At 59.7% G+C, this 22,503-nt stretch carries 21 protein-coding genes; 11 read left to right on the top strand and 10 right to left on the bottom strand.

The genetic code is table 11. The features are described 5' to 3' along the window. Positions 1-4: 4 nt before the first annotated feature. Positions 5-2,017, bottom strand: a complete 2,013-nt coding sequence (locus tag C8N35_RS06505) for a thioredoxin domain-containing protein (protein WP_107988723.1) — start codon at positions 2,015-2,017, stop codon at positions 5-7. 145 nt (positions 2,018-2,162) lie between these two features. Between C8N35_RS06505 and mnmE the strand changes: the two genes are divergently transcribed. The 5 genes from mnmE (at position 2,163) to C8N35_RS06530 (ending at position 8,230) form a co-directional block, all read left to right on the top strand. Then, positions 2,163-3,500, top strand: coding sequence for a tRNA uridine-5-carboxymethylaminomethyl(34) synthesis GTPase MnmE (gene mnmE / locus C8N35_RS06510; RefSeq protein ID WP_107988724.1), 1,338 nt, complete (start codon positions 2,163-2,165; stop codon positions 3,498-3,500). 272 nt (positions 3,501-3,772) lie between these two features. Beyond that, positions 3,773-5,662 carry a tRNA uridine-5-carboxymethylaminomethyl(34) synthesis enzyme MnmG gene (gene mnmG / locus C8N35_RS06515; RefSeq protein WP_107988725.1) on the top strand — a complete coding sequence of 630 codons (1,890 nt, stop codon included), beginning with the start codon at positions 3,773-3,775 and terminating at the stop codon, positions 5,660-5,662. A gap of 4 nt (positions 5,663-5,666) precedes the next feature. After that, positions 5,667-6,311, top strand: a complete 645-nt coding sequence (locus C8N35_RS06520; RefSeq protein WP_107988726.1) for a 16S rRNA (guanine(527)-N(7))-methyltransferase RsmG — start codon at positions 5,667-5,669, stop codon at positions 6,309-6,311. Positions 6,312-6,337: 26 nt separating this feature from the next. Then, positions 6,338-7,156, top strand: coding sequence for a ParA family protein (locus C8N35_RS06525; RefSeq protein WP_107988727.1), 819 nt, complete (start codon positions 6,338-6,340; stop codon positions 7,154-7,156). A gap of 150 nt (positions 7,157-7,306) precedes the next feature. Next, a complete protein-coding gene (locus C8N35_RS06530) occupies positions 7,307-8,230 on the top strand; it encodes a ParB/RepB/Spo0J family partition protein (RefSeq protein WP_210203397.1) in 924 nt (307 codons plus the stop codon). A gap of 156 nt (positions 8,231-8,386) precedes the next feature. Here C8N35_RS06530 and C8N35_RS06535 read toward each other — a convergent pair whose 3' ends face one another. From C8N35_RS06535 to C8N35_RS06560, 6 genes are all read right to left on the bottom strand, one after another. Next, entirely contained in the window at positions 8,387-8,968 is a 582-nt protein-coding gene (locus C8N35_RS06535) for an NAD(P)H-dependent oxidoreductase (RefSeq protein ID WP_107988729.1), read from the bottom strand. Between the two features lie 4 nt (positions 8,969-8,972). Then, entirely contained in the window at positions 8,973-10,379 is a 1,407-nt protein-coding gene (locus tag C8N35_RS06540; RefSeq protein WP_107988730.1) for an FAD-binding oxidoreductase, read from the bottom strand. Next, a complete protein-coding gene (locus C8N35_RS06545) occupies positions 10,376-11,725 on the bottom strand; it encodes a cytosine deaminase (RefSeq protein ID WP_245926681.1) in 1,350 nt (449 codons plus the stop codon). Before C8N35_RS06545 ends, C8N35_RS06540 begins: the two co-directional genes overlap by 4 nt. A gap of 1 nt (position 11,726) precedes the next feature. After that, on the bottom strand, positions 11,727-12,593 hold the full coding sequence (locus tag C8N35_RS06550) for an ABC transporter permease (RefSeq protein ID WP_107989129.1): 867 nt from the start codon (positions 12,591-12,593) through the stop codon (positions 11,727-11,729). 2 nt (positions 12,594-12,595) lie between these two features. Next, a complete protein-coding gene (locus C8N35_RS06555) occupies positions 12,596-13,318 on the bottom strand; it encodes an ATP-binding cassette domain-containing protein (RefSeq protein WP_107989130.1) in 723 nt (240 codons plus the stop codon). A 276-nt stretch (positions 13,319-13,594) separates the two neighbouring features. Continuing rightward, a complete protein-coding gene (locus C8N35_RS06560; protein ID WP_107988731.1) occupies positions 13,595-14,599 on the bottom strand; it encodes an ABC transporter substrate-binding protein in 1,005 nt (334 codons plus the stop codon). 415 nt (positions 14,600-15,014) lie between these two features. On the opposite strand from C8N35_RS06560, the gene C8N35_RS06565 reads away from it, so the two are divergent. From C8N35_RS06565 to C8N35_RS06575, 3 genes are read left to right on the top strand one after another with little or no spacing between them, the layout of a single operon-like run. Then, positions 15,015-15,404: a RidA family protein gene (locus C8N35_RS06565; RefSeq protein ID WP_107988732.1), complete on the top strand. Its 390-nt coding sequence runs from the start codon at positions 15,015-15,017 to the stop codon at positions 15,402-15,404. Between the two features lie 44 nt (positions 15,405-15,448). Continuing rightward, entirely contained in the window at positions 15,449-16,786 is a 1,338-nt protein-coding gene (locus C8N35_RS06570; RefSeq protein ID WP_107988733.1) for an 8-oxoguanine deaminase, read from the top strand. A gap of 49 nt (positions 16,787-16,835) precedes the next feature. Further along, positions 16,836-17,594, top strand: coding sequence for a sulfite exporter TauE/SafE family protein (locus C8N35_RS06575; RefSeq protein ID WP_107988734.1), 759 nt, complete (start codon positions 16,836-16,838; stop codon positions 17,592-17,594). A 41-nt stretch (positions 17,595-17,635) separates the two neighbouring features. On the opposite strand, the gene chrA is transcribed toward C8N35_RS06575, so the two are convergent. Both chrA and C8N35_RS06585 read right to left on the bottom strand, forming a co-directional pair. Beyond that, positions 17,636-18,835 (bottom strand): chromate efflux transporter, encoded by a 1,200-nt coding sequence (gene chrA / locus C8N35_RS06580; RefSeq protein ID WP_107988735.1) that lies wholly within the window; start codon positions 18,833-18,835, stop codon positions 17,636-17,638. An 83-nt stretch (positions 18,836-18,918) separates the two neighbouring features. Continuing rightward, complete coding sequence (locus C8N35_RS06585; RefSeq protein ID WP_107988736.1) at positions 18,919-19,533, bottom strand: putative metalloprotease CJM1_0395 family protein; 615 nt, start codon at positions 19,531-19,533, stop codon at positions 18,919-18,921. Between the two features lie 220 nt (positions 19,534-19,753). Between C8N35_RS06585 and C8N35_RS23585 the strand changes: the two genes are divergently transcribed. The 3 genes from C8N35_RS23585 to C8N35_RS06590 all read left to right on the top strand — a co-directional run bounded on the left by C8N35_RS23585 (position 19,754) and on the right by C8N35_RS06590 (position 21,178). Then, the gene (locus tag C8N35_RS23585; protein ID WP_146177353.1) at positions 19,754-19,996 is read left to right on the top strand and encodes a hypothetical protein; all 243 of its coding nucleotides are present in this window, start codon (positions 19,754-19,756) and stop codon (positions 19,994-19,996) included. After that, positions 19,993-20,175, top strand: a complete 183-nt coding sequence (locus C8N35_RS23590) for a hypothetical protein (protein ID WP_146177354.1) — start codon at positions 19,993-19,995, stop codon at positions 20,173-20,175. The genes C8N35_RS23585 and C8N35_RS23590 overlap by 4 nt, the downstream gene beginning before the upstream one ends. A gap of 202 nt (positions 20,176-20,377) precedes the next feature. After that, positions 20,378-21,178: a creatininase family protein gene (locus C8N35_RS06590; protein ID WP_107988737.1), complete on the top strand. Its 801-nt coding sequence runs from the start codon at positions 20,378-20,380 to the stop codon at positions 21,176-21,178. 34 nt (positions 21,179-21,212) lie between these two features. Here C8N35_RS06590 and C8N35_RS06595 read toward each other — a convergent pair whose 3' ends face one another. Beyond that, positions 21,213-22,292, bottom strand: coding sequence for a Leu/Phe/Val dehydrogenase (locus C8N35_RS06595; protein ID WP_107988738.1), 1,080 nt, complete (start codon positions 22,290-22,292; stop codon positions 21,213-21,215). Positions 22,293-22,503: the final 211 nt, after the last annotated feature.

Below are 22,503 nucleotides of genomic sequence, written 5' to 3' on the forward strand. Positions count from 1 at the left end.
GGGGTCAACGTAGAAGTCTCAACAGAGGCTCGATCTCTGTGAGGGGAAGGGAGCACGTTTCGCCCTCGCACAGATAGGCAGTCGGCTTGCCGGGTTCGAGTTGTGTCTTTCCAGATGCAGGATGAGTTGGACCAAGCTCCTCGCTTTCCCCTGGTCGAAGCAGAACAAGGTTGAAGGATGTGGTCTGGCGCATGACGTTGGAGAATATTTCCGCTTCTGTATCGGCCAATATCACGAGCTGTCGTGCGTTGATCCGAAAATCGAAGGCATTAAGGAGACTGGTGCTCGCAAACGCGTTTTTAAGTATCTGACCGGTGAACGTCTCGAGGATTTCGTCCGCGCGATCCCGATAGGTCTCGTTCCCACTCAGATGCCAGAGCTCGATCAGATTGCACGCCATGATGCCATTGGCGTTCGGTACCGCATCGTCGGCGGCGCTTTTGGGGCGCACGATCAGGTCATCAGTATCGCTTGCGGTGAGAAAATAACCGCCTTCTTCTTTATCCCATTGATAATAATAAAATATTTCTTCAAAGGCTTGCGCTGTCGTCAGATATTCCCGTGTCTGGGTAACCCGATAGAGTTCCAATGACGCCTTGATAACGTTCGCGTAGTCGCTGGCGAGCCCAGGTGTTCCAAGCCGTCCCTGTCGCCAGGCATGCCCGAGCCGACCGTCTCGGGTCATCGATTCGGTTATGAAATGGAATGCTTCCTCGGCCTTCGAAAGCCAATCCCTTCTATCAAAAACTTCGGCGGCTCGAGCCAGGGCAGAAATCATGAGGCCATTCCAATCAGCGAGGATCTTGTCGTCGAGGTCCGGGCGTGGTCGGGCTTCTCGCGCGTCCAGCAGCTTTCCGCGCATATGAGCAAGGCGATCCTCGAGTTCCTGATCGAAGAGCGCTGTCGACCGAAGGCGGTTCAATATGACTTTGCCTTCCCAGTTACCGCTTTTGGAGACGTCATAGGCACTGGCAAACAGCTCATAGTCGACCGCTCCGAGGACACTTTCGATTTCGCGCGCATCCCAGACATAGAAGCGGCCTTCCTCTCCTTCGCTGTCAGCGTCCAGGGACGCGGCAAAGGCACCCTGTGGTGTCGTCATCTCCCTGGTGAGCCAACCGATGGTCTCCTCGATTCGGATACGGAACAGGTCGTTCCGGGTCGTCACATACGCTTCACTAAGGAGGTAGACGAGCTGCGCGTTGTCGTAGAGCATCTTTTCGAAATGCGGGGCGAGCCAGTGTTCATCAACCGAGTAGCGGGCAAACCCGCCTCCCAGATGATCGTAGATGCCTCCTGAACAAATGCGCTCCAATGTGGTGAGTACGATTTCGCGGAACCGGTCGTTGCCCGTTCTGGCTCCGGCGCGCCATAGCAGCTCGAGCAGAGAGCCCTGGGGGAATTTTGGCGCGCCGCTAATACCGCCGTTCAACGGATCCATGACGCTGAGCAATCGATTCGCCGCCGTATCGAGCAGCTCCGGCGTCAACTGTTCCGCGGACCTTGACGCTATGCTTGCCTCCCGGAGGACCTGCATGAGGGCTGAGGCATTCGACGTGACCTTGCCGCCTTCCTTGTCGTGAATTCTCGCGATCTGCCGGACAACGTCGATGAAGCCAGGTCGTCCCCATTTGGCCTGCTTGGGGAAATAGGTTCCCCCCCAGAACGGTTCGGCGCTAGGGGTGAGGAACATCGTCAGGGGCCAGCCTCCCTGTTGGCCCAATGCGTGGAGCGCATTCATATAGATCTGATCGACGTCAGGGCGTTCTTCCCGGTCTACCTTGATCGGGATGAAATGCTCGTTGATCACCGCGGCGGTCGCCTCATCCTCGAAGCTTTCATGAGCCATGACGTGGCACCAGTGACAAGCGGCATATCCAACCGACAACAGGATGGGCTTGTTCTGCGAACGGGCTTCGGCGAGGGAAGAGGCATTCCAGGCACGCCAGTGGACAGGGTTGTCCTTGTGCTGAAGGAGATAGGGACTGGTTTCGTTTGCGAGCTGGTTCCTCGACATGGCGGTGTTTTCAGACCCCTATCGTTGTTGGTCAGAGCATCAAGCGAACAGCTTGGGTTTCTCCTGAAATAGGGTTATCTCCGTGTCCTTCAACGCGGGATATGTCCAACGGCGTTCGGCTTGATCGAAGAAAGGAAGCTCGGCTGTGCAATGGGATCCGGAACGCGACACGATCTATGCGCTTTCAAGCGGTGGGTTGCCATCCGGTGTCGCGGTCGTAAGGCTGTCCGGCCCTCGTGTTCGATTCGTCGTCGAAACGCTATGCGGTGCCGTGCCGGAGGCGAGACGGACGAGCCTTCGGCGGCTTCGCGATCCCGTCGATGGAAGCGTTCTGGATGAGGCGCTGGTGATCGTATTCGAGGGGCCGGCAAGCTTTACGGGTGAGGACGCTGCCGAGTTCCATCTTCATGGCGGACGGGCGGTGGTAGCCGCGGTCTTGAGAGTCCTGGAGACATTCGATGGTGTCGCGGCCGCAGAGCCCGGAGCGTTCGCCCGGCGGGCCTTTGAGGCGGGACGCCTCGATCTGACGGAAGTGGAGGGGCTTGGGGACCTCGTCCAGGCCGAAACGGAGGCACAGCGACGGCAGGCATTGCGGCAGATGGGGGGTGAACTTGGAGCTCTCTACGATCATTGGCGAGCGACGCTTGTCAGATGCCGGGCGATGATCGAGGCGGAACTCGACTTCGCCGATGAGGATGATGTTCCGGGTACGGTCAGTGACTCGATTTGGGACGATGTGATTCGGATCCGAGACGAGATCACGAACCACCTTGAAGATAATCGGCGAGGAGAGCGCTTGCGGTCGGGACTTCAGGTGGTTCTTCTGGGTCCGCCGAATGCGGGCAAGTCGAGCCTGATGAACGCGCTGGCTCAAAGGGATGTGGCGATTGTTACGGAAGAAGCCGGGACGACAAGGGATCTCATTGAGGTCCACTTGGATCTCGCTGGGTTTCCGGTGACACTCGTGGATACGGCAGGGTTGCGCGGGGAGGGCGCGGGGAGGGTGGAGCGGGAGGGAATACGGCGGGCACTTGAACGCGCGAAGACAGCCGATCTCGTGCTGTGGCTTCAGGACGCGCGAGAGCCCACCAGATCGGATGTACCCGTGGCGTTGGGACAGCAAGGGGTGTGGCGGATCGCGACCAAGTGGGATCTCTATGATGGAAGCGCAAGGACCGACGAAATTCCCTCTTCTGTTGAGGTCATCGGGGGTCTTGATGGTCTGCTGGACGAGCTCGGAAGATTCGCGTCCGAGACAATCGGGCACGCGGAAGCGCCGGTGCTTACCCGGGCGCGTCACAGGGAGGGTCTGCGTCGGTGTCTCGATGGCCTTGGAAGATCTCTGGAGGGAGAAGCGAGGGGCCTTGAGCTGAGAGCGGAGGACTTGAGATTGGCGACTGATGGGCTCTCCCGGATTGTCGGGAAGACCGATGTCGAGGATCTGCTCGACGTTATTTTCCGGGATTTCTGTATCGGCAAATGATGGGGATGGCTTGTGGATTACGTCTGGATTGATGGGGATGTTTCACGTGAAACACAGTGAATCCGGTTTTGATTCGGACCCGGTTCAACCCCGACAGCCCTGGGGATAAACCGCTCCGCTCTCTGATCTCCGATATTGTCTCCTGGGGTAGCAAAAGCCCGGATATGCGCTGGTTCCTTTTGACCAGCACCGGGCCTTGCGCTATGTGAGGTCCTATCCAGTCTCCTTTTCAAACTATGAATAAGAACTCGTGCGCGAGGGGCGTGCAATCCATGGCGGCTTTTGATGTGATCGTTATCGGCGGCGGACATGCCGGTTGCGAGGCTGCCGCAGCCGCCGCACGCGTTGGTGCGCGTACGGCGTTGCTAACGCACTCTGCGGCGACCATTGGCGTGATGTCCTGCAATCCGGCAATCGGTGGCTTGGGAAAAGGTCATCTCGTTCGGGAGATCGATGCCCTGGATGGTTTGATGGGCCGCGTTGCGGATGCCGCCGGCATACAGTTTCGCATGCTCAACCGACGCAAGGGGCCTGCCGTACGTGGTCCTCGGGCTCAAGCCGACCGCAAGCTCTATCGAGAAGCAATGCAATTCACGATCGCTGCGACCGAAAATCTATCGGTCATCGAGGGTGAGGCCGACGATCTCGAGATCGTTGAAGGACGCGTTCGTGCCGTCCTTACGAAGGATGGACGTCGATTCGGATGCGGTTCGGTTGTTCTGACCACCGGCACCTTTCTGAAGGGCCTTATCCATATCGGGGACGTACAAATCCCTGCCGGCCGGGTGGGAGAACAACCGGCCATTGGCTTATCGAACACGCTTGCAGCGATCGGGTTCCGTCTCGGGCGGTTGAAGACCGGTACTCCCCCTCGACTTGACGGGCGCACAATCGATTGGACGCAGCTTTCCGAACAGCCTGGTGACGATGAACCGGTTCCGTTTTCGACTCTGACAGAGCGGATCGTGACACGGCAGGTCCCGTGTCATATCACACGAACCACACCGGCCGGGCATACGGTGATCCGCGACAATATCCATCGTTCGGCAATGTACTCAGGCAACATCACGTCGACCGGTCCGCGCTACTGTCCGTCTATCGAAGACAAGATCATGCGTTTCGGCGAGCGCGACGGACACCAGATTTTCCTCGAGCCAGAGGGACTGGATGACCCGACGGTCTATCCAAACGGAATATCCACCTCTTTGCCGGAAGAGGTCCAGTTGGCCTTCTTGAAGACAATTCCGGGATTGGCAAATGTCGACGTGATCCGGCCTGGCTACGCGATCGAATATGATCATGTGGACCCCCAGGAATTGCAGACCTCCCTGGAAACGAAGCGGGTCGAAGGACTTTTCCTTGCCGGACAGATCAATGGCACAACGGGATACGAGGAGGCGGGTGCGCAGGGACTTCTGGCGGGTGTGAACGCGGCACTTCGGGCGGGGGGCGGGGATACGCAAACGATTGGCCGAGCCGACGGATACATAGGCGTGATGGTCGATGATCTCGTCACCCGGGGTGTCAGCGAACCGTACCGGATGTTCACGTCCCGAGCGGAGTACCGGTTGACGTTGCGGGCGGACAATGCCGATCAGCGGCTGACGTCAATGGGGCTTTCATTGGGGTGTGTCGGGCGCGAACGTCGATTCGCTTTCGAAACGAAAATGAATGCTCTTGAGACAGCGCGGGCGCGGGTCTCGGAGCTTTCGTTATCTCCCGCAGAAGCGCGCCGGCACGGGCTCGAGATCAATCAGGACGGCGTGAGGCGCAGTGCTTTTGATCTTCTCTCGTACACCTCAATTGATGTTCCCAGGCTTGCGTCTATCTGGCCAGAGCTCGCGGTGATGCCTGCGGCAATCGCGGAGCAGATCAAGATCGACGCGACCTATTCGGTCTACCTCGATAGGCAGGATGCGGATATCGCCGCATTGCGTCGAGAAGAAGCACTGCCCATTCCGGCGAAATTCGACTATGCACAGCTCTCGGGCTTGTCGAACGAGCTCAGACAGAAACTCGAACGCGTCCGCCCGGCAACGCTGGCACAGGCGGGTCGGATCGATGGGATCACACCTGCGGCTCTCACGCTCATTCTGGCGCATATAAGGCGCGGGGAGGCGGCTGCGTCTACAGAAGGGACAAAGGCACGTGGTACAGCCTGAGACGATGCGTGACGGACCCGAGACGCTCGATGCCTATTTCCCTGTTTCACGTGAAACGCGGGATCGGCTGGTCATCTACGTGGATCTGGTTCGGCGCTGGCAGAAGGCGCAAAACCTCGTATCTCCGTCCACACTCCCGCACATCTGGTTGCGCCACGTGGCCGACAGCATGCAGATCCACCAGCTTGCTCCGGATATTCGACTCTGGATCGACTTTGGCGCCGGTGCCGGATTTCCCGGTCTTGTGACAGCAATCCTCCTTGCCGATGAGCCATCGGCGATGGTTCATCTGGTTGAAAGCAATCAACGCAAAGCGGCGTTCCTTCGAGCCGTCATTCGGGAAACAGACGCTGCGGCGTGCATTCACGCTGATCGAATCGAATCCGTTACGGACCATTGGGATGAAGCGAAGGACGGGGTGATCGAGGGTGTCTCGGCACGGGCGTTGGCGGATCTTGAGGCCTTGTGCGGCTTCGCGCGGCCGTTCGTGGCACGAGGCGCGCGTGGTTTTTTCCACAAAGGACGGGATTCGCGTTCAGAGATTGTTAAAGCATCTCACACCTGGAACCTGGATCTGGTAGAACATAGAAGTCTCATCGATCCGCAGAGTGCAATTCTCGAGATCCACCGGATCGACCCCTTTGTGTAAATGGTGAAGGCGAGGGCGTTGACCGCATGAGTGTGCTTCCAAAATCTCCGCGCGTGCTCTCGCTCGCAAATCAGAAGGGCGGCGTCGGAAAGACGACGACGGCAATCAATCTGGGAACCGCGCTCGCCGCCATCGGTGAGCGGGTCCTAGTGATTGATCTCGATCCTCAAGGCAATGCCTCGACAGGTCTTGGTATCGAACGTTCCCAACGGACCGTTTCAACCTATGAGGTGCTCTACGGTGAAGCGTCTCTGAAAGACGCCATCAGGGAGACGGCCGTGCCCCGCTTGTGGGCTGCGCCATCCACGATGGATCTGCTTGGGCTGGAACTGGAGATTGCGGATTCTCCTGACCGCGCGTTCCGGCTGCGCAAGGCGATTGCTGACTACGTAGCCGAGCACGATCAATCGGATTTCAGCTATATTCTGGTGGACTGTCCGCCTTCGCTCAATCTGTTGACGATCAATGCGCTCAGCGCCTCGCACTCCATTCTGGTGCCGCTGCAGTGCGAGTTCTTCGCGCTTGAAGGCCTCAGCCAGTTGCTCAGCACTGTCGAACAGGTCAAGCAGGCGCTCAACCCGGAACTGAGCATCCACGGTATCGTGCTGACCATGTATGACAGCCGCAACAACCTGTCGACGCAGGTGGTCGCCGATGTGCGGGAGACTATGGGCGAAGCGGTCTACGATACGGTTATCCCGCGCAACGTGCGCGTGTCCGAGGCCCCGTCCTATGGCAAGCCTGTTTTGCTCTACGACCTGAAGTGTCCGGGTAGTCAGGCCTATCTGCGGTTGGCTTCCGAAATTATTCAGCGAGAACGGAAAATTCGGAAGGCCGCGGCCTGATGCGTGCTTTGCCGGGGATCTATCCGAACCCGAAACCGGCTATTTGAAGATACGGCGTTTGCCGATACCGGTCCGATTCGGAACCGAACCAAAACATGAAAAGCGAACGACAGCCAAAAGCTGCGTCCTAGGTAAGCGGGAACTATGGCCATGGCGGATGAAGCCGGTGGTGCACGAAACAAGAGACTGGGGCGCGGACTTGCCGCGTTGATCGGCGATGTGGGAAGCGAGGCGCCGAGCAGCAGCGATGTGGAAGAAGGCGCGGGCGCACATCGCTATGGCATCCGCAAGATTCCGATCGAGCACATTCGTCCCAATCCGCGGAACCCGCGCAAGACATTCAGCGAGGACGATCTTTCCGACCTGATAGAGTCGGTGCGCGAAAAAGGCGTCGTTCAACCGATACTTGTGCGCCCTTCGGCAGCGGACAAGGGGACGTTTGAGCTCATCGCCGGCGAGCGGCGGTGGCGTGCGGCGCAGAAGGCGGGCCTGCATGATTTGCCCGCGCTGGTGCGTGACGTCACCGATCAGGAGGCGCTGGAACTCGCGATCATTGAGAACGTACAGCGCGCGGATCTCAATCCGATCGAAGAGGCGTTGGGCTACGACCAGCTGGTCGCGGAATTCAACTACAGTCAGGTGGCGCTCGCCAAAGTCATCGGCAAGAGCCGTTCGCATGTGGCGAACACGATGCGTCTGCTGAAGCTGCCGAACGCGGTCAAGGACTATCTGGCGGAAGGCCTGCTTACCGCAGGGCATGCGCGCGCTTTGATCACGGTTGATGATCCCGCAGCGCTTGCGGAGATCATCGTGGAGAAAGGCCTGAGCGTTCGCGATGCGGAGAAGCTTGCCCAGGATCCCGAGGCGCTCAAGAAGGCCAAGGGTGGGGCTGCGAAGCAAAAGGCACCGAAACCTGCGGATACGGTCGCGCTTGAGCGCCGTCTTTCCGACGGGCTCGGTCTCGCGGTCGCGATCAACCACAAGCCGAATGCGGATTCGGGCGAGTTGAAGATAAAGTACAAGTCGCTGGAACAGCTCGATCAGGTTTGTCGGCTTCTAGGAATTAGTAACTAATTGATTTAATTAAAAATTCCCATCTCAAGGGGCAGGGGAGCTGAATTTCGCCTCTGGTGAAAGAGAGCGGGCGGCCGGATTTCCTGTAGTACTGTCCGGCGGGGCGTTGCCGCCGCCCGACAAGTGTCCGAGATCCGGATTTTGGGGGCCACGCGGTCAGAATCGAGTCATTTTCGCTTCGACTTTTTTCAGGAAGGTCCTGCGGTCTTCATCCGTGGCCCGGTTCATGTCATAGAGTGCGAGATAGGTGACAGGCGCGAATGGCTTGATCACCGCTCGCAGCACCCGCATGACGCTCTTGCGTGGTGGATCTCCGGCGAGAAACGCCCGCATCCGGGTGCCGCCATAATGCGTCACGGCGGCCATCTTGGTGATGTTGTGGAGGCTCGGGACGACCTTGCCGCCCTCCATCTTGAACGACACGCCCGGCAGGAAAACCCGGTCCAGAAAGCCCTTCAGCATTGCGGGGAAGCCGAAATTCCACACCGGGTAGCACAGCACCAGCGCTTCCGCCCATTCCAGTCGCCTAACGTAGTCCGCGACGTTGGCGCGATTTCGATCCGGATCGTGATAGTCAATGCGTTCCTGGCGGGTGAGCGCCGGCTCAAACCCTTCCGCGTACAGGTCGCAATCGTCGACGTCATGACCCGAGGCCTTGAGCGTCCGCACCACCGCCTCGTGCAGGGATGCATTGAAGCTGGTTTCGACCGGATGTGAATAGAGAACGAGAATACGCACGCGGCTACCTCAAACCCTGGAAGAGAAACGGTCCATCAGCCGAGAAATCGAAATCGGGATCGTCCCAGGCGATCATCTTTCCGGGGTTGAGCAGACCCTTTGGATCAGACTCCCGCTTGAACGCGAGCTGCTGCTCGTCGGTCTGCTTCATGCCACCTTCTTCAAGCGTGTAACGATGCGGATTGAATACGGGGCAACCAGCTTCCTCGTGCAATCGGATGATCTCCTCGAGGCGTTCGTCGCTGGTGTAGCGGACCACAGGAAGACCGAAGCAGGTGACGTTGCCATCGAAGCGGACAAACTCCAGATGGCCGGGCAACTCGTCGCCGAAGAGCTTCGTCATCGCGTCGACCTTCTTCATCTGGTCAGGATACGGGTAGAGGATCTGAAGATAGGTGATGGTCGAATCCACGCGCAGGCCACGCAAGGTCGTGTGGTTCCACGACAATTCGAAGACTGGCGGCAGCCCCTTCTTCTCGTCGGCTTCTGCCGTATCCGCGCGGTAGACGAGGTCGGCTTTCCGGTGCTCGGCAAAGGCCGCCAAAGCCGGCATGGCGAAAGGCGCGACCATCATCACGCAGACGGATTGGTCAGGCCGCAGATACTTGCGGTGGCGAAGGAAATAGTCATGGGGAATTGGGGCCGAAATCACGCCCAGCTCCTTGAGCAGGATGCCGTCCTGCATCCCCAGCGCATCTGCAAAACGTGCCGCATCCATGAACGTGTCGAAACCGGCGATCACATCCACCCAGTCATAGGCGGCGGTAAGCGGCATCTCAACTTCGGTGATGACGCCGTTGGTGCCATAGGCATGCAGCACCTTGGCAAGATCCGCACCCGTCATGTCGAGAATGCGCGGCTCCGCTTCCATGGTGATCACGCGGGCGGAGATAACGTTGCCCAGATCGCGAAGACCGCCCCAGCGGATGGAGCCGATGCCGCCGGATCCTCCCGCGATAAAGCCCCCGATTGTGGCGGTCCGATAGGTGGAGGGATGGAGCCTGAGTTCCTGTCCACCCGGCCGTGTCGCGTCATCAATTGCCGATATCAGCGCTCCGGCCTCGCAGACCACCCGGCCGGGGCCGATTTCCTTGATCTTGTTGAGTTCTGCCAGATTGAGCACGACGCCGCCGGCCAGTGGCATTGCCTGGCCGTAATTGCCTGTGCCGGCACCACGTACGGTTACGGGCACGTCGTGTTCAAAACAGGCCTTGAGCACCCGAATGACCTCGTCTTCGGTCCTGGGCGTAACGACCAGATCGCCCGTGACCCGATCGAGCTGCTTCTTGAGAACCGGCGAATACCAGAAAAAGTCGCGGCTTTTCTGTTTGACGATGGCGGGGTTGTCTTCGATCGACAGGTCTTGCAGGGCCTTGCGGACCGGCTCGAGGCCGGGATTTACGTCGGTCATGAAACTTCTCCCATAAGAGCGTCGAGTTCTCGGTAATCGGGCAGGATGCGTGGAATAAGCCGGCCGTTACGGAAAACGTCGCGCGGTGCGGATGGGCGCGCCATGATTTCGAACAAATCCCGACCTCGAAACGCAATGAAGTCCGCTCCCCCCCCGACGCGAAGGCGCCCCTTGTCGGGATGGCGCAGAACATCGGCCGGCGTCGTGGTTACGGACCGGATCCAGTCCGACGCCGGATGATCGAGATGCGCGATGCGGGTCGCTTGCGTGAAGACTTCGACCATGTCGAGATCGCCATAGGCATAGAACGGGTCGCGCGTATTGTCCGAAGCGACCATGACGCGAACGCCGCGCCGTTTCAGTTCGTGCAAGAGCGTTATGCCTCGCCAACGCGGCGTATCCGGCGTTTCGCCAGGGTTGCGTCGTCCCTGAAGGTACATGTTGCACATGGGCAGCGAAACCACGGCGATCCCGGCCCGTGCAACAAGGTCCATGGTGCGGTCGGCCTCAGCCTCGTCCTGGCAGGCGAGGGAACAACAATGGCCGCAAAGGATGTTACCGGAATATCTGTTGCGCAGAGCTGCTTCGGCGATCCGCGCAAGGCTCCTTGCGTCCGGGCTGGAGGTTTCGTCCACGTGGAAGTCGAGATCGAGGCCGCGTTCATCCGCCGCCTGCATGATCGTATCGAGATGCTCGTCCAGCCGCGGGACCATGTAGGTCACGGCGCCGAGAACGCCGTCCGTCGCTTTGATGCGGTTGGCAATGCGTTGAAGAAAACCGTCGTCACTGTCCAGGCGATCTATGCCAAAGAGGCAGGATCCGTGCAGCGAGAGGCGGTCAGACCAGTCTTCGATAACCTCGCACAGGACCGGCCATGTGATTTCATCCTGCGGGGGGAGGCTGTCGATATGGGTGCGGATCAGCGAGGTTCCGTGCGCATAGGCGCAACGAAGCGCAAAATCCATACGAGCGCGCACGTCTTCGGCCGACCAGTTGGCGATGCGGTCTTGGGACACTGTCTGAAGGGCGCTGGGGAAGGTTCCGTCAGCGTTGGCGTGCCGCGGCCAGATGTGCCCCTTGTCGAGATGCACGTGGCTATCGACAAGGGTTGGCAGGATCATGCCGGCGTCGAGATCGACGACGGTCGCGGGATCCGCGCCCAGGGCGTTGTTCCGGGGGCGTGAGGGATCGATACGGGTGATGGTGGCTCCATCGATCCGTATATCGACGCGGGCCAGGCCTCGGTCATCCGGCTTGAGCCCGGCGCCTTCCACCAACACCGGTAGAACCGTGGCGTTGGCCAGAAGGTAGCTTTCGGCGCCGTCCAGAACGGCGAACTCTGTCACGTCAATTTTCCCTTTTCAGAGCACTTTCGTGCCACTTGCGGAGCAGCAGATAGGAAATGGTGTTTGTGGTGAGGAAGATGGCCACGCCGGTAAGGGAGAGCAGGAAGAGCGCGGCGAAGAGGCGGGGGATGTTGAGCCGGAATTGAGATTCCAGAAGGCGGAAGGCGAGCCCTGATCCGGCACCGGCCGAGCCGGCTGCAAATTCCGCGACCACGGCGGCGATGAGAGCAAGACCGCCGGCGATCTTGAGGCCGGCCAGGAAATAGGGCAGTGCGTTCGGCATCTTCAGGTAGACCAATGTCTGCCAGCGGCTGGCGCCATAAAGCTCGAAGAGATTCAGAAGATTGTGATCCGTCGATTTGAGCCCCTGCACGGTGTTGGAAAGGATTGGAAAGAAGGCGACGATCCACGCGCAAATGAGCAGCGCGGCCTGTGTTGAGGGGGCATAAATGAGGATCAGCGGGGCGATCGCGACGATCGGGGTAACCTGCAGGATGACCGCATAAGGATAGAGAGCGCGTTCCGCGATGCGGGACTGGGCCATCAGAACCGCAAGGGCGACACCACCTACAAGCGCTATGGTGAGCGCGGTGAACGTGATCTTGAGCGTGACAAGAAGTGCGGGCGCGAGGATTGGCCAGTCCGTGTAAAGCGCAACAGCCACGCGCATCGGGCTTGGCAGAATGTAGTGCGGCACGTCGAAGGCCCAGACATAGAGCGACCAGGCGGTTATCAGCAGAACCAGCATCATCAGCGGGATAGCCATCCGCCCAGCGACGGAAATCCATCGTGCCGCTTCTGGAAGGGATTTGGTCGCTTTCCGGTTCTTTTCACCGGAAAGCGAATGTTGGTTATCGACGGTGGCCATGGTCATGCCGGTTCACTCACCTCCATAGCGCTGTGCAGGGCCTGGGACGCCTGGCGGCAGTAGTCGTTGTAGGTATCGGAGGTCCGGAATTCCTCTTCGCGAGGGTAGGGTGCATCAACGGCGATGTCCTGAACGACGCGGCCGGGTCGCGCCGCCATGACGATGATCCGGTTGGAGAGATAGACGCTCTCGAAGACGGAATGCGTGACGAAGATGACCGTCCAGCCGAACTTTTCCCACAGATGCAGGAGATCGTTGTTGAGTTTGAACCGGGTGATTTCATCAAGTGCTGCAAAGGGTTCGTCCATCAGCAGCAACTTCGGCTTGGTGACGAGGGCGCGAGCGATCGAAACCCGCATCTTCATGCCGCCGGACAATTCGCGCGGATAGCTTCCGGCGGAGCTCTCAAGACCAACCATTTGCAGCGCGTCCATCACGTCTTCCCGTGCTGCGGTCCTGGAAAGGCCCTTGAGCCGCAGTGGCAGGTAGACGTTGGAAAAGACGCTTGCCCAAGGCATCAGCGTCGGCTCCTGAAAGACGAAGCTGATATCCTGATTGGGACCGCCGGTTCCGCTTTTGTCATCGACCGGCGATCGTACCGGCCACGCGAGCGAGCCGGAGGAAGCATCGCCCAGACCGGCGATGATGCGAAGCGCGGTCGACTTGCCACAACCCGATGGCCCCAGAAGGCTGACAAAGTCCCCTCGCGAAATGTCGAGGGACATGTCGCGCAGGGCGACCGTGCCGTTTGCGAAGGTTTTCGAGACGTTCTTGAGGGACACCAGCGCAGGAGCTTTCGCAACCGTGCCGGTCGCCTGTCCTAGTGCGTCATTTCTGTCAGTTGGCGAGGTTTTCAATTTTTCGGTCCGTTTAGCGCCAGGAGAGCCGGCGGCGGCCACGATGATGCATGCTGCGGTTCGGATCGGGCGGAGCCTCGGCTGACTTTGTCAAGCTTCCGCCGCAACGCCCGAAGGAACGATCCTGGAGTGGGGGCCTGGCGGCTACTTCTTCAAGTCCATGCCGACGCCCTTGCAGACAAAATCGGTCGTGTAGATCTTGCTCACGTCGAGATCGGCCTTCACCACGCCAGCATCGACCATCTGGTCATAGAAGGCTGTTACGCGGGCTGCCTTCATGCAGCCGATCCCACTCTCCAGGGCCTCGCCGGATTCAACCAGTCCGAACTCCTTCATCGTCTTGATGGAGAACGCGATCTGACCATCGGTCATTTCCGGATTGTCTTTCTTGATCGCGGCGTTGGCGGCTTCGTTGTCGCCGTAAAGGTAATTGTACCATCCGATGATCGAGGCATCGACGAAGCGCTGGACGAGATCCTTGTTGTCTTCCACGAAACCGACCTTGGCTTCGATTGTGGTCGAATAGGTTTCAAAACCAGCATCCGCGAGCAGGAAGAGCTTTGGCTTGAAACCCCCTTCCGTCTCGATCGCATAGGGCTCGGATGTGACGTAACCCTGCTGGGCCGATTGCTCGTCGGCGATGAAAGGTGCGGGATTGAAGGTGTAGGGCTTGTACTGCGCGTCGGAGAAACCCTCGAACGCCTTCTTCATCCACTGAAAGTATGAGGAATAGCCGTCCTTGCCCATGAAGATGGTCGGAAGTTTCGCGAGATCCTCGAACGTTTCCAGCCCCTGATCGGGATGGGCGATGAGGACCTGCGGATCCTTTTGAAAGATTGCGGCGACCTCGATCAGCGGAATACCCTGTTCCACGGCCGAGAAGGAACCGAGCAGGTTGCCGTTCATGTAGAAATCGATCTTGTCGGCCATCAGCAGAGCGCGGTTCGCGGCCTGCGGGCCTCCCTGAACGATTTCGACCTTGAGGCCGTACTTCTCGTAAGTACCGTCCACGACGGCCTGGTAGAAACCTCCATGCTCCGCCTGGGCGAGCCAGTTGGTTCCAAACTTGACTTCATCAAGCGCCAGGGCCGGGGCCGTCGCGGCCAGCGCACCCGACAGTGTCAGTACCGCTATTCCAAGTCCGACCATACGTTTCATGGTGAAATCCCCCTGTTGACCCTGCGGGTCCCTCCATTCTGCCTCCGACCTCAATCTGATCGGCGCATCCCGACGAAAATCGCAAGAGCCATGCCAGAAGCCCTCCATAGCATCGGCTTCTTCCGCGAGTTTATTTGCCAAAACAATGATTGGCTCGATTTGCGCCCCGCTGTTCCTCCTCTGTTGCTTGCCTTGCGGAACGTTCCTGTCCAATGCGCACTTACGTTACCGCAGCCTCATTGCCTAAAAAAGCAGCTCTTTGAGATCGTTTCGAAGGCGCAGTCTGTGCCAAAGGTCGATCGCCTTGAATGGCGGTGATCCGTCTGCGAGCGATATTTCCGCATCAAGGCGATTTTCATAGTTGTCTCAGTGAGCTAGGCTGCGAACCTACACGGAGGCCATCGCCATGTTGAGGCATCTCGTTCCCGAGCAGATCCGCACGCCCTTTGCCCGTTATAGCCACGGGGTGGAAATCCCCGTTGGAAGCCGGCTGCTCGTCTGCTCAGGCCAGCTTGGGATCGCAGCGGACGATGCGATCCCGGATGGGGCGGAGGCGCAGTCGAAGCTCTGTTTCGAGGCGATCCGCGCCTTGTTGCGGGAAGCGGGGATGGATGTCAGCGACATCGTGCGCCTCAACGCCTATGTTACCGCTCGCGAACACATGGCGGGATACATGGCCGCCAGAGACGCCTTCATCGGAACTCCACCGCCGGCGTCGACGCTTATGATCGTTTGCGGCTTCACCCGTGAAGAGTTTGTGGTCGAAATCGAGGCGCTGGCAGCAAAGGTCGCGTAGTTTTAACGAAACGCGGGATTGTTGGAACATATAAAGAGGTTTGAATGCGTCTGTGGATCAAGGACCCCATCGCCATCCTTGCGGAAAACGCGGAACGCGGTGTCGTGACCGAGGACGGCGCCATCGTCGAGCTCGTGGGAAGAGGGGCCGAACCTGCCGCATATGACGAGATCTTCGATGCATCGCGCCATGTGATCATCCCGGGCCTCGTCAACACGCATCACCACTTCTTCCAGACGCTGACGCGCGCGCACCCTTCCGCGATCAACAAGGAATTGTTTCCTTGGTTGAAGGCGCTCTATCCGATCTGGACCAAGAACGTCACACCGGAGACCTTCCGGCTCGGCACGCGCCTGGCGTTGACTGAACTCATGATGTCCGGTTGCACGACGGCCGCCGATCACCACTATCTCTTCCCGGCCGGACTTGAGGGGGCGATGGACATCCAGGTGGAGGAGGCTCAGCGTCTCGGTATCCGGATGACCGTGTCGCGCGGATCGATGAACCTGTCGGAAAAGGATGGCGGCCTGCCGCCTGACGGCGCGGTGCAGGACGAGGATACGATCCTCGCGGATTGCGAGCGTGTTCTGCAGAAGTACCACGACCCTTCGGAAGGCTCCTTCATCCAGGTCGCCCTGTCTCCGTGTGCGCCATTCACCGTGACCAGACACCTCATGAAGGAAAGTGTCGGCCTGGCGGAAAAATACGACTGTCGGCTGCATACGCATCTGGGCGAAACGCTTGATGAGAACGCCTATTGCGAACACCACTTCCAGTGTCGTCCGGTCGACTATCTGGAGGAGGTTGGCTGGCTGAACGAACGCGTCTGGCTCGCGCACGGCATTCATTTCAACGATGCGGAAGTGAAGAAGCTCGGTCACCATTGTGTCGGCGTCTGCCATTGCCCGACGTCCAACATGGTGCTCGCCTCCGGTCAGTGCCGGACGAAGGAATTGGAAGCCGCCGGTAGTCCGGTCGGTCTTGGTGTCGACGGGTCTGCGTCGAACGACAATTCCAACCTTATGGAGGGCGTTCGTCACGCGCTGATGATCAACCGGCTCACCTACGACGCGACTGTCAGTCATTTCGATGCCCTTCGCTGGGCCACCGAAGGCTCCGCGCGGTGTCTCGGTCGTGATGATATCGGGAAGATCGCAGTCGGAAAGCAGGCGGATATGGCGTTCTACACGCTCGACGAGTTGCGCTTTTCCGGTGGTGGTGATCCCCTCGCCACGCTCGTGCTCTGCGGTGCGCACTCGGCCGACCGCGTGATGATTGCCGGCGACTGGAAAGTGGAAGACGCGGTGCCGGTACATATGGACATCGAACGGTTGAGGCGCGAACACGGCGAAGCGGCGAAGCGGTTTCTGGAATCCATCTAGAGAATTCGCCGCATCGTCTCGACTTTCCCCTGATTCAGTGAGCCCGCCTGTGCTGTCCGATCCTTCGCTTGCCGTCATCGCCTTCGGCGTCTTCCTGTTTGCCGGGCTTATCAAGGGAACGATCGGACTTGGTCTTCCGACGATCTCGCTGGGGCTTCTGACGGCGTTCATCGGCTTGCCGCAGGCCATGGCGTTGATGCTGGTGCCGGCCTTTCTCACGAATGTCTGGCAGGCTTTCGCAGGCGGCCATGCGCGTCAGGTGCTGCACCGGGTCTGGCCGTTCCTGCTTGCGGCGACCGTGACCGTTCCCATCGGAGCAAGCGCACTGACCCTGGTCGATCTCGACCTGCTGACGGCGCTGCTGGGTGTGCTTCTCATCTCCTACAGTTCGGTCAATCTCGCGGGCATTCGCCTGAGCGTGCCGTCTCACCGCGAAGGATGGGTCGGGGTCGTTCTCGGGCTGATCAACGGCGTCTTCTCCGGCATGACCGGCTCCTATTCGGTGCCGGGCGTGATGTTCCTTCAAGGGATCGGCCTGCCTCGCGAGCAGCTCATCCAGGCGATGGGTATGCTCTATCTCGGGTCCACGATTGCGCTTGCGGCCGCTTTGGGCGGAAGTGGGCTTGTATCCGTCTCTCTGGGCGTGGGATCCGTTCTCGCTGTTGTGCCTGCACTCACCGGTGTCTTCATCGGGCAGAAACTGCGCCGCCGGCTCTCCGAGGTGCAGTTTCGACGGATCTTCTTCGTCGCTCTGCTTTTGCTTGGCGTCTATGTTTTCGCGGAATCGGTTGCAAGCCATCTCGCGTGACCACGGGCGGCGGCAGCGTTTTTGCGTGGATTTGCTTCTGCTCAGAAGACGCCGGAAAAATGGAGCGCGGTGCTGCTCGCCAGCATGGCCGCGACGACACGGCCGGACCCCTGCTTGAGAACCGTGAGGAGAAGGAAGGCTCCCCCCGCAAGAACAAGATCGAGTGGAGAAAGGATGCTCGAGGTCCAGATCGGATCGTAGAACGCCGCTGCAAGAAGGCCGACGACACCTGCATTCACGCCCTTCAAGATACCTCGCACGTGGCCTGACGCGCGCATTGCCTGCCAGAAGGGCAGTGCGCCGTAGACGAGCAGAAAGCCGGGCAGGAAGATTGCAAGGAGTGCCACCATGGCTGCCACGGGCGGGCTCACGCCGAGTGGCATCAAGGCACCAAGATAGGCGGAAAAGGCGAAAAGAGGGCCCGGCAGGGCCTGCGCTGCGCCGTAACCCGCCAGAAAATCACTCCCGCCGACAAGCCCGGTTTCCACGGTCGTCGCCTGGAGCAGGGGCAGGACGACATGGCCACCGCCAAAGACCAGTGCGCCGGCCTGGTAGAAGATATCGGCAAGCCGCAGCACGCCGTTATTCGTTGCAGAACTCAGCTGGGGCAACGCGAAAAGCAGTGTTGCGAACAGCAGAAGAGCGAGCACCGCAGCGCGGTTATGGTTCAAGGTTGCGGTGATGGCGGGCCGTGTCTCCTCAGCATCGCGGCAGGCGAGCAAACCGACCAGGCCGGCGAGCAGCATTGCTGCGAGTTGTACCAGAGAGCCAGGCGAGAGCAGGACAAGCGCCATGGCGAAGAACGCAATGGCGGCGCGAGGGGCATCGGGACACAGGTTTCGCGCCATGCCCTGGACCGCTTGGGCGACGACGGCCACGGCCACGAGCTTGAGTCCATGCACGAGGGCACCGCCGAGACCGTCTTCGAGCAGTACGCTCCCATATGCAACACCCAGCATGATTGCCGCCGAGGGCAAGGTAAATCCGAGAAAGGCGGCGACGGCCCCCCGTAAACCGCCTCGCATCAGCCCGATGGCGAAACCCGTCTGGCTGGACGCGGGACCGGGAAGAAACTGGCTGAGCGCGACAAGATCCGCGTAGGTTTGATCATCGATCCAGCGACGCCGATCGACGAACTCCCGGCGATAATAGCCAAGATGGGCGATCGGGCCGCCAAAAGAGGTGAGCCCGAGGCGCAGGAAAATCAGGAAGATACTGAATGCCGAATCACGTCTTGTCATGATGACGAAACGATATCGGCTCCTTGTTGCGCGGTCACGACAACGCCGCCGCCGGGGGCCCATCAGCATTTGAGGCGGACCGCTTACGCGGGCGGCGGCGCGAGAATCTGACTGGCCTCCGCATAGGCGCGTTGAGCGGAGAAGTTCGCATCGGCGTTCGTTTCGCCCGAGGCGCGAGGTGTGTCTGCGCCGCCTCCCGCTTCATTGGCGCCGCTACCCAGCTCCTCGGCCTGCAACTTGATCAGCTCGGCCTGCGCTTGTGCTCGCATCTCACGTGCGGCGGCGGCAACGCGCATGTCCTGGGGCGATGGGTCTGCGGGCGCGAGGGCGGCGCGCACGATCTGATCCGCCTTCGCCATGGTGGCGTCGGGTGTCTGAGCGGGCGAGACGTCGATGGCGACTTCGCCGCCAACCGCGTATGTCCGCCCGTCAGGCCCGCGTTCGGTTTCGAAGCTGGGAGATCCGGAGAGCGTTCCGCCGGCGGAAGCATGTGCCTGTTCGTGCGCTCTGACCTCAGCATCCCTCTTCTTCAGTTCGCTTACGCGCTGCTGTTCTTCCTCTGTGAGTTCAGTCGCAGTGGCGCCGTTCCCTTTTTCGTCAACAGGCAAATTTCGTCCACTGGCGGGCGAGGGCTGTCCACCAGTGAACCTGTCCGGCGCCGCCAATGCGGCGGCATAGGGTCCGATCGCTGCGACCATGAAGCCCCGCCATAAGCGCGTATCAGGATAAGAGCTAACCCAGCGTAATTATGGTCTCATTGGCGCTTTTCGAACATTGGCAGAGTTACGGAGAAGTGAAAATTGGACGCGCGACGAGCTGTCACTGCGGCAAAGTAGCTTGCCGGCCGCCATTGCCATCAAATTGCGTGACGTCCAAATTACCTTTTCTCTCACGCGGAAAAATACAGCAGGAATTACGATGTTCGACTATGACGCCGAACGACTGGCCCGGGTGGGGGGCAAATATGAGAGTGCACGTTTTTCATTCGGAGGCTGGATGGGCCTGCCGCACGCATTGCGCCCCGTGGGAAAGGGCCTGAATGCGGTCGTGGCGCGGCAGATGGGCCGATGTGTGTGCCGTGGCGGTGCCATTGGCTCGCATGCGGTTCAACTGACGCATTTTGGATTTTCCGGGGCAAGAGACTCGGGAGGCTCGCAATGATGACTTTTCACGAGAAGTACGCTTATTCCCTGATGCATACACGTCCCAGCAAACCCTTGCCGAAGCGTCGTTTCCGGTTCTGGTCCCCTCGCTTGAGCTGGATCGCCGGCCTGTGGGCGGCAGGAGGCCTGACGGTTGCCGCCGTGACATTTCTGGTGCGGTCCTGGTTCGGCAATTGATGGCCAAGGTGGTGTGGGGGGAGGTGTGATCTGCCGGATAGCGATGGGAGTATCCCGGCCTTTCTCCGACCCCACTCCCGAAGGCATCTGTCTCGCCAACGCGTTGATGCAGAGTGTTTTTCTCGCTCTGGCGGTTTCTCGCGAACGGAAAGCGATTTAGGGTGTGCATATGAATGCACACCCTACCGCCCGGAGTGACCCCATGCTTCCTCGACATTTCTGGCACGAAATGACAACCGTCGATTTCGTGGAAGGTGATACTTCATCCTGGATTGCCGTGCTTCCGGTGGCGGCAATCGAGCAGCATGGGCCGCATTTGCCAGTGGCGACCGATACGGCAATCGCCAACGGTCAGATCGCGCGCGTTCTGGAACTGCTTCCGCAGGACTTGCCAGCGACCTTCCTGCCGGTGCAGGCGGTTGGGAAGTCGAACGAGCACATTTCCTCTCCCGGCACACTGACGGCGAATTGGGACACGCTGACAAACTTGTGGCTCGAGATCGGTGATAGCGTTCATCGCGCCGGTATCCGTAAGCTCATCATTGTGAACTCGCACGGTGGCAACGTGCCAATCATCGATATCGTGGCGCGTGAGTTGCGCGTCCGTTACGACATGCTTGTCGTCGCAACCGCGTGGTCTCGCTTCGGTCAGCCGGACGGTGTCTTTCCCTCCGAAGAATTTACCTATGGCATCCACGGAGGCGACGTTGAGACGTCGATCATGATGCACTTGCATCCCGATCTCATAAGGCGCGACAGGCTTGAGGATTTCAAATCCAACCAACTGAATTTCATACAGGAATTCAAACATCTGCGTGGTCACGGGCCGGTGCAGTTCGGATGGAAGGCACAGGACCTGGGCGCGAAAGGCGCATTGGGCAATGCGGCTGCGGCTACGGCGGAAAAGGGGTTCGCATCGCTCGACCATGCCGCTCATGCCTTCGTGGAGTTGCTGGAAGACGTTCACCGGTTTGATCCCGACCGCTTGTGGCGGCCGGGTTGAGCGGCGGGGATGACGCGAGAGCTTCGGGCCGCGATCAAACGGCGGAGGACAGGCGTTCCTGCGCGAGCTTGTCGGCGATGGTCTGCGTCGGCAGGTTTTCCGTCTGCGCGCGTTCGAAGATGCGCGTCAGGGTCTGGCCGATCGCGATTGTCTTCTCGCGAACCAGCGTATCCTTATCACCAGGACCGGCCAGCGCGATGGAGATGATACCGCCGGCATTGATGGCGTAGTCGGGTGCATAAAGGATACCGGCATCGAGCAGCCGCTTGCCGTCCTGATCGCTCGCAAGCTGATTATTGGCGGCGCCCGCCACGATGCCGGCCCTGATTTCCGGGATCGTGACGGAGTTGAGACCGGCCCCAAGCGCACAGGGACAGAATATGTCTGCATCCGTCTTGTGAGCGGCATTCGGATCGACGGGTCGGGCGCTGAAAGTCTCGATGGCGCGGGCGACAGAACGGTCGTTGATATCGGAAACGACCAGCCGTGCTCCGGCCTCGTACAGATACCGTGCGACGCCGAACCCGACATTGCCGAGCCCTTGTACCGAGACCGTCAGACCGGAAAGGTCGTCGTGCTTCAGACGGAACCGCACGGCAGCCTTGATGCCCTCAAAGACACCCAGTGCCGTATAGGGTGACGGGTCGCCGAGGCCCGTTTTGGCGGTGCCCAGCGCAAAGGCGGTTCTGCGGGCCACGACATCCATGTCCGCGGTTGAGATCCCGACGTCTTCGGCCGTTCGATAGCGTCCCGCGAGACGCTCCACCTGGGTGCCGAAGGCCTCCAGCAACGCTTCCGTCTTGTCCTTTTGCGCGTCGGCGATGATGACGGCCTTGCCGCCGCCGAAGTCCAGGCCGGCGAGTGCGTTCTTGTATGTCATGCCGCGCGAAAGGCGCAATGCGTCCGTGAGAGCGGCGTCGCCGCTTTCATATCGCCACATCCGGCAGCCGCCGGCGGCCGGTCCCAATCGCGTGTCGTGGATGGCGATGATCGTTTTCAAGCCGCTCGCCGCGTCATGACCGAACACGATCTGTTCGTGCCCCCGGAATTCGGGATGGTCAAATACGTCAATAGGATCGTCTTCTCCGACCCTGTGCGGGGTAGAAATGTTCATTTTCGTCCTCGTTCCCAGAATTTTGCGCCCGGGCGTTCATTTGCGAGAGGCGGTATGGAACCGCCGCGCCCCGTTTTTTCCAACCTGTTGCGGTTGATGACTGGAAGATCGCCCCGTTATCGAGGCGTTTTTCTATTGAGAATAATGAACGTTAAGAACGGAAATTTCAGGTTCGTTTTGACAGCTTGGAGCAATAATCCGTCAATTATCT

This window comes from Breoghania corrubedonensis (assembly GCF_003053845.1).
GTDB classification, from domain to species: Bacteria; Pseudomonadota; Alphaproteobacteria; order Rhizobiales; family Stappiaceae; genus Breoghania; species Breoghania corrubedonensis.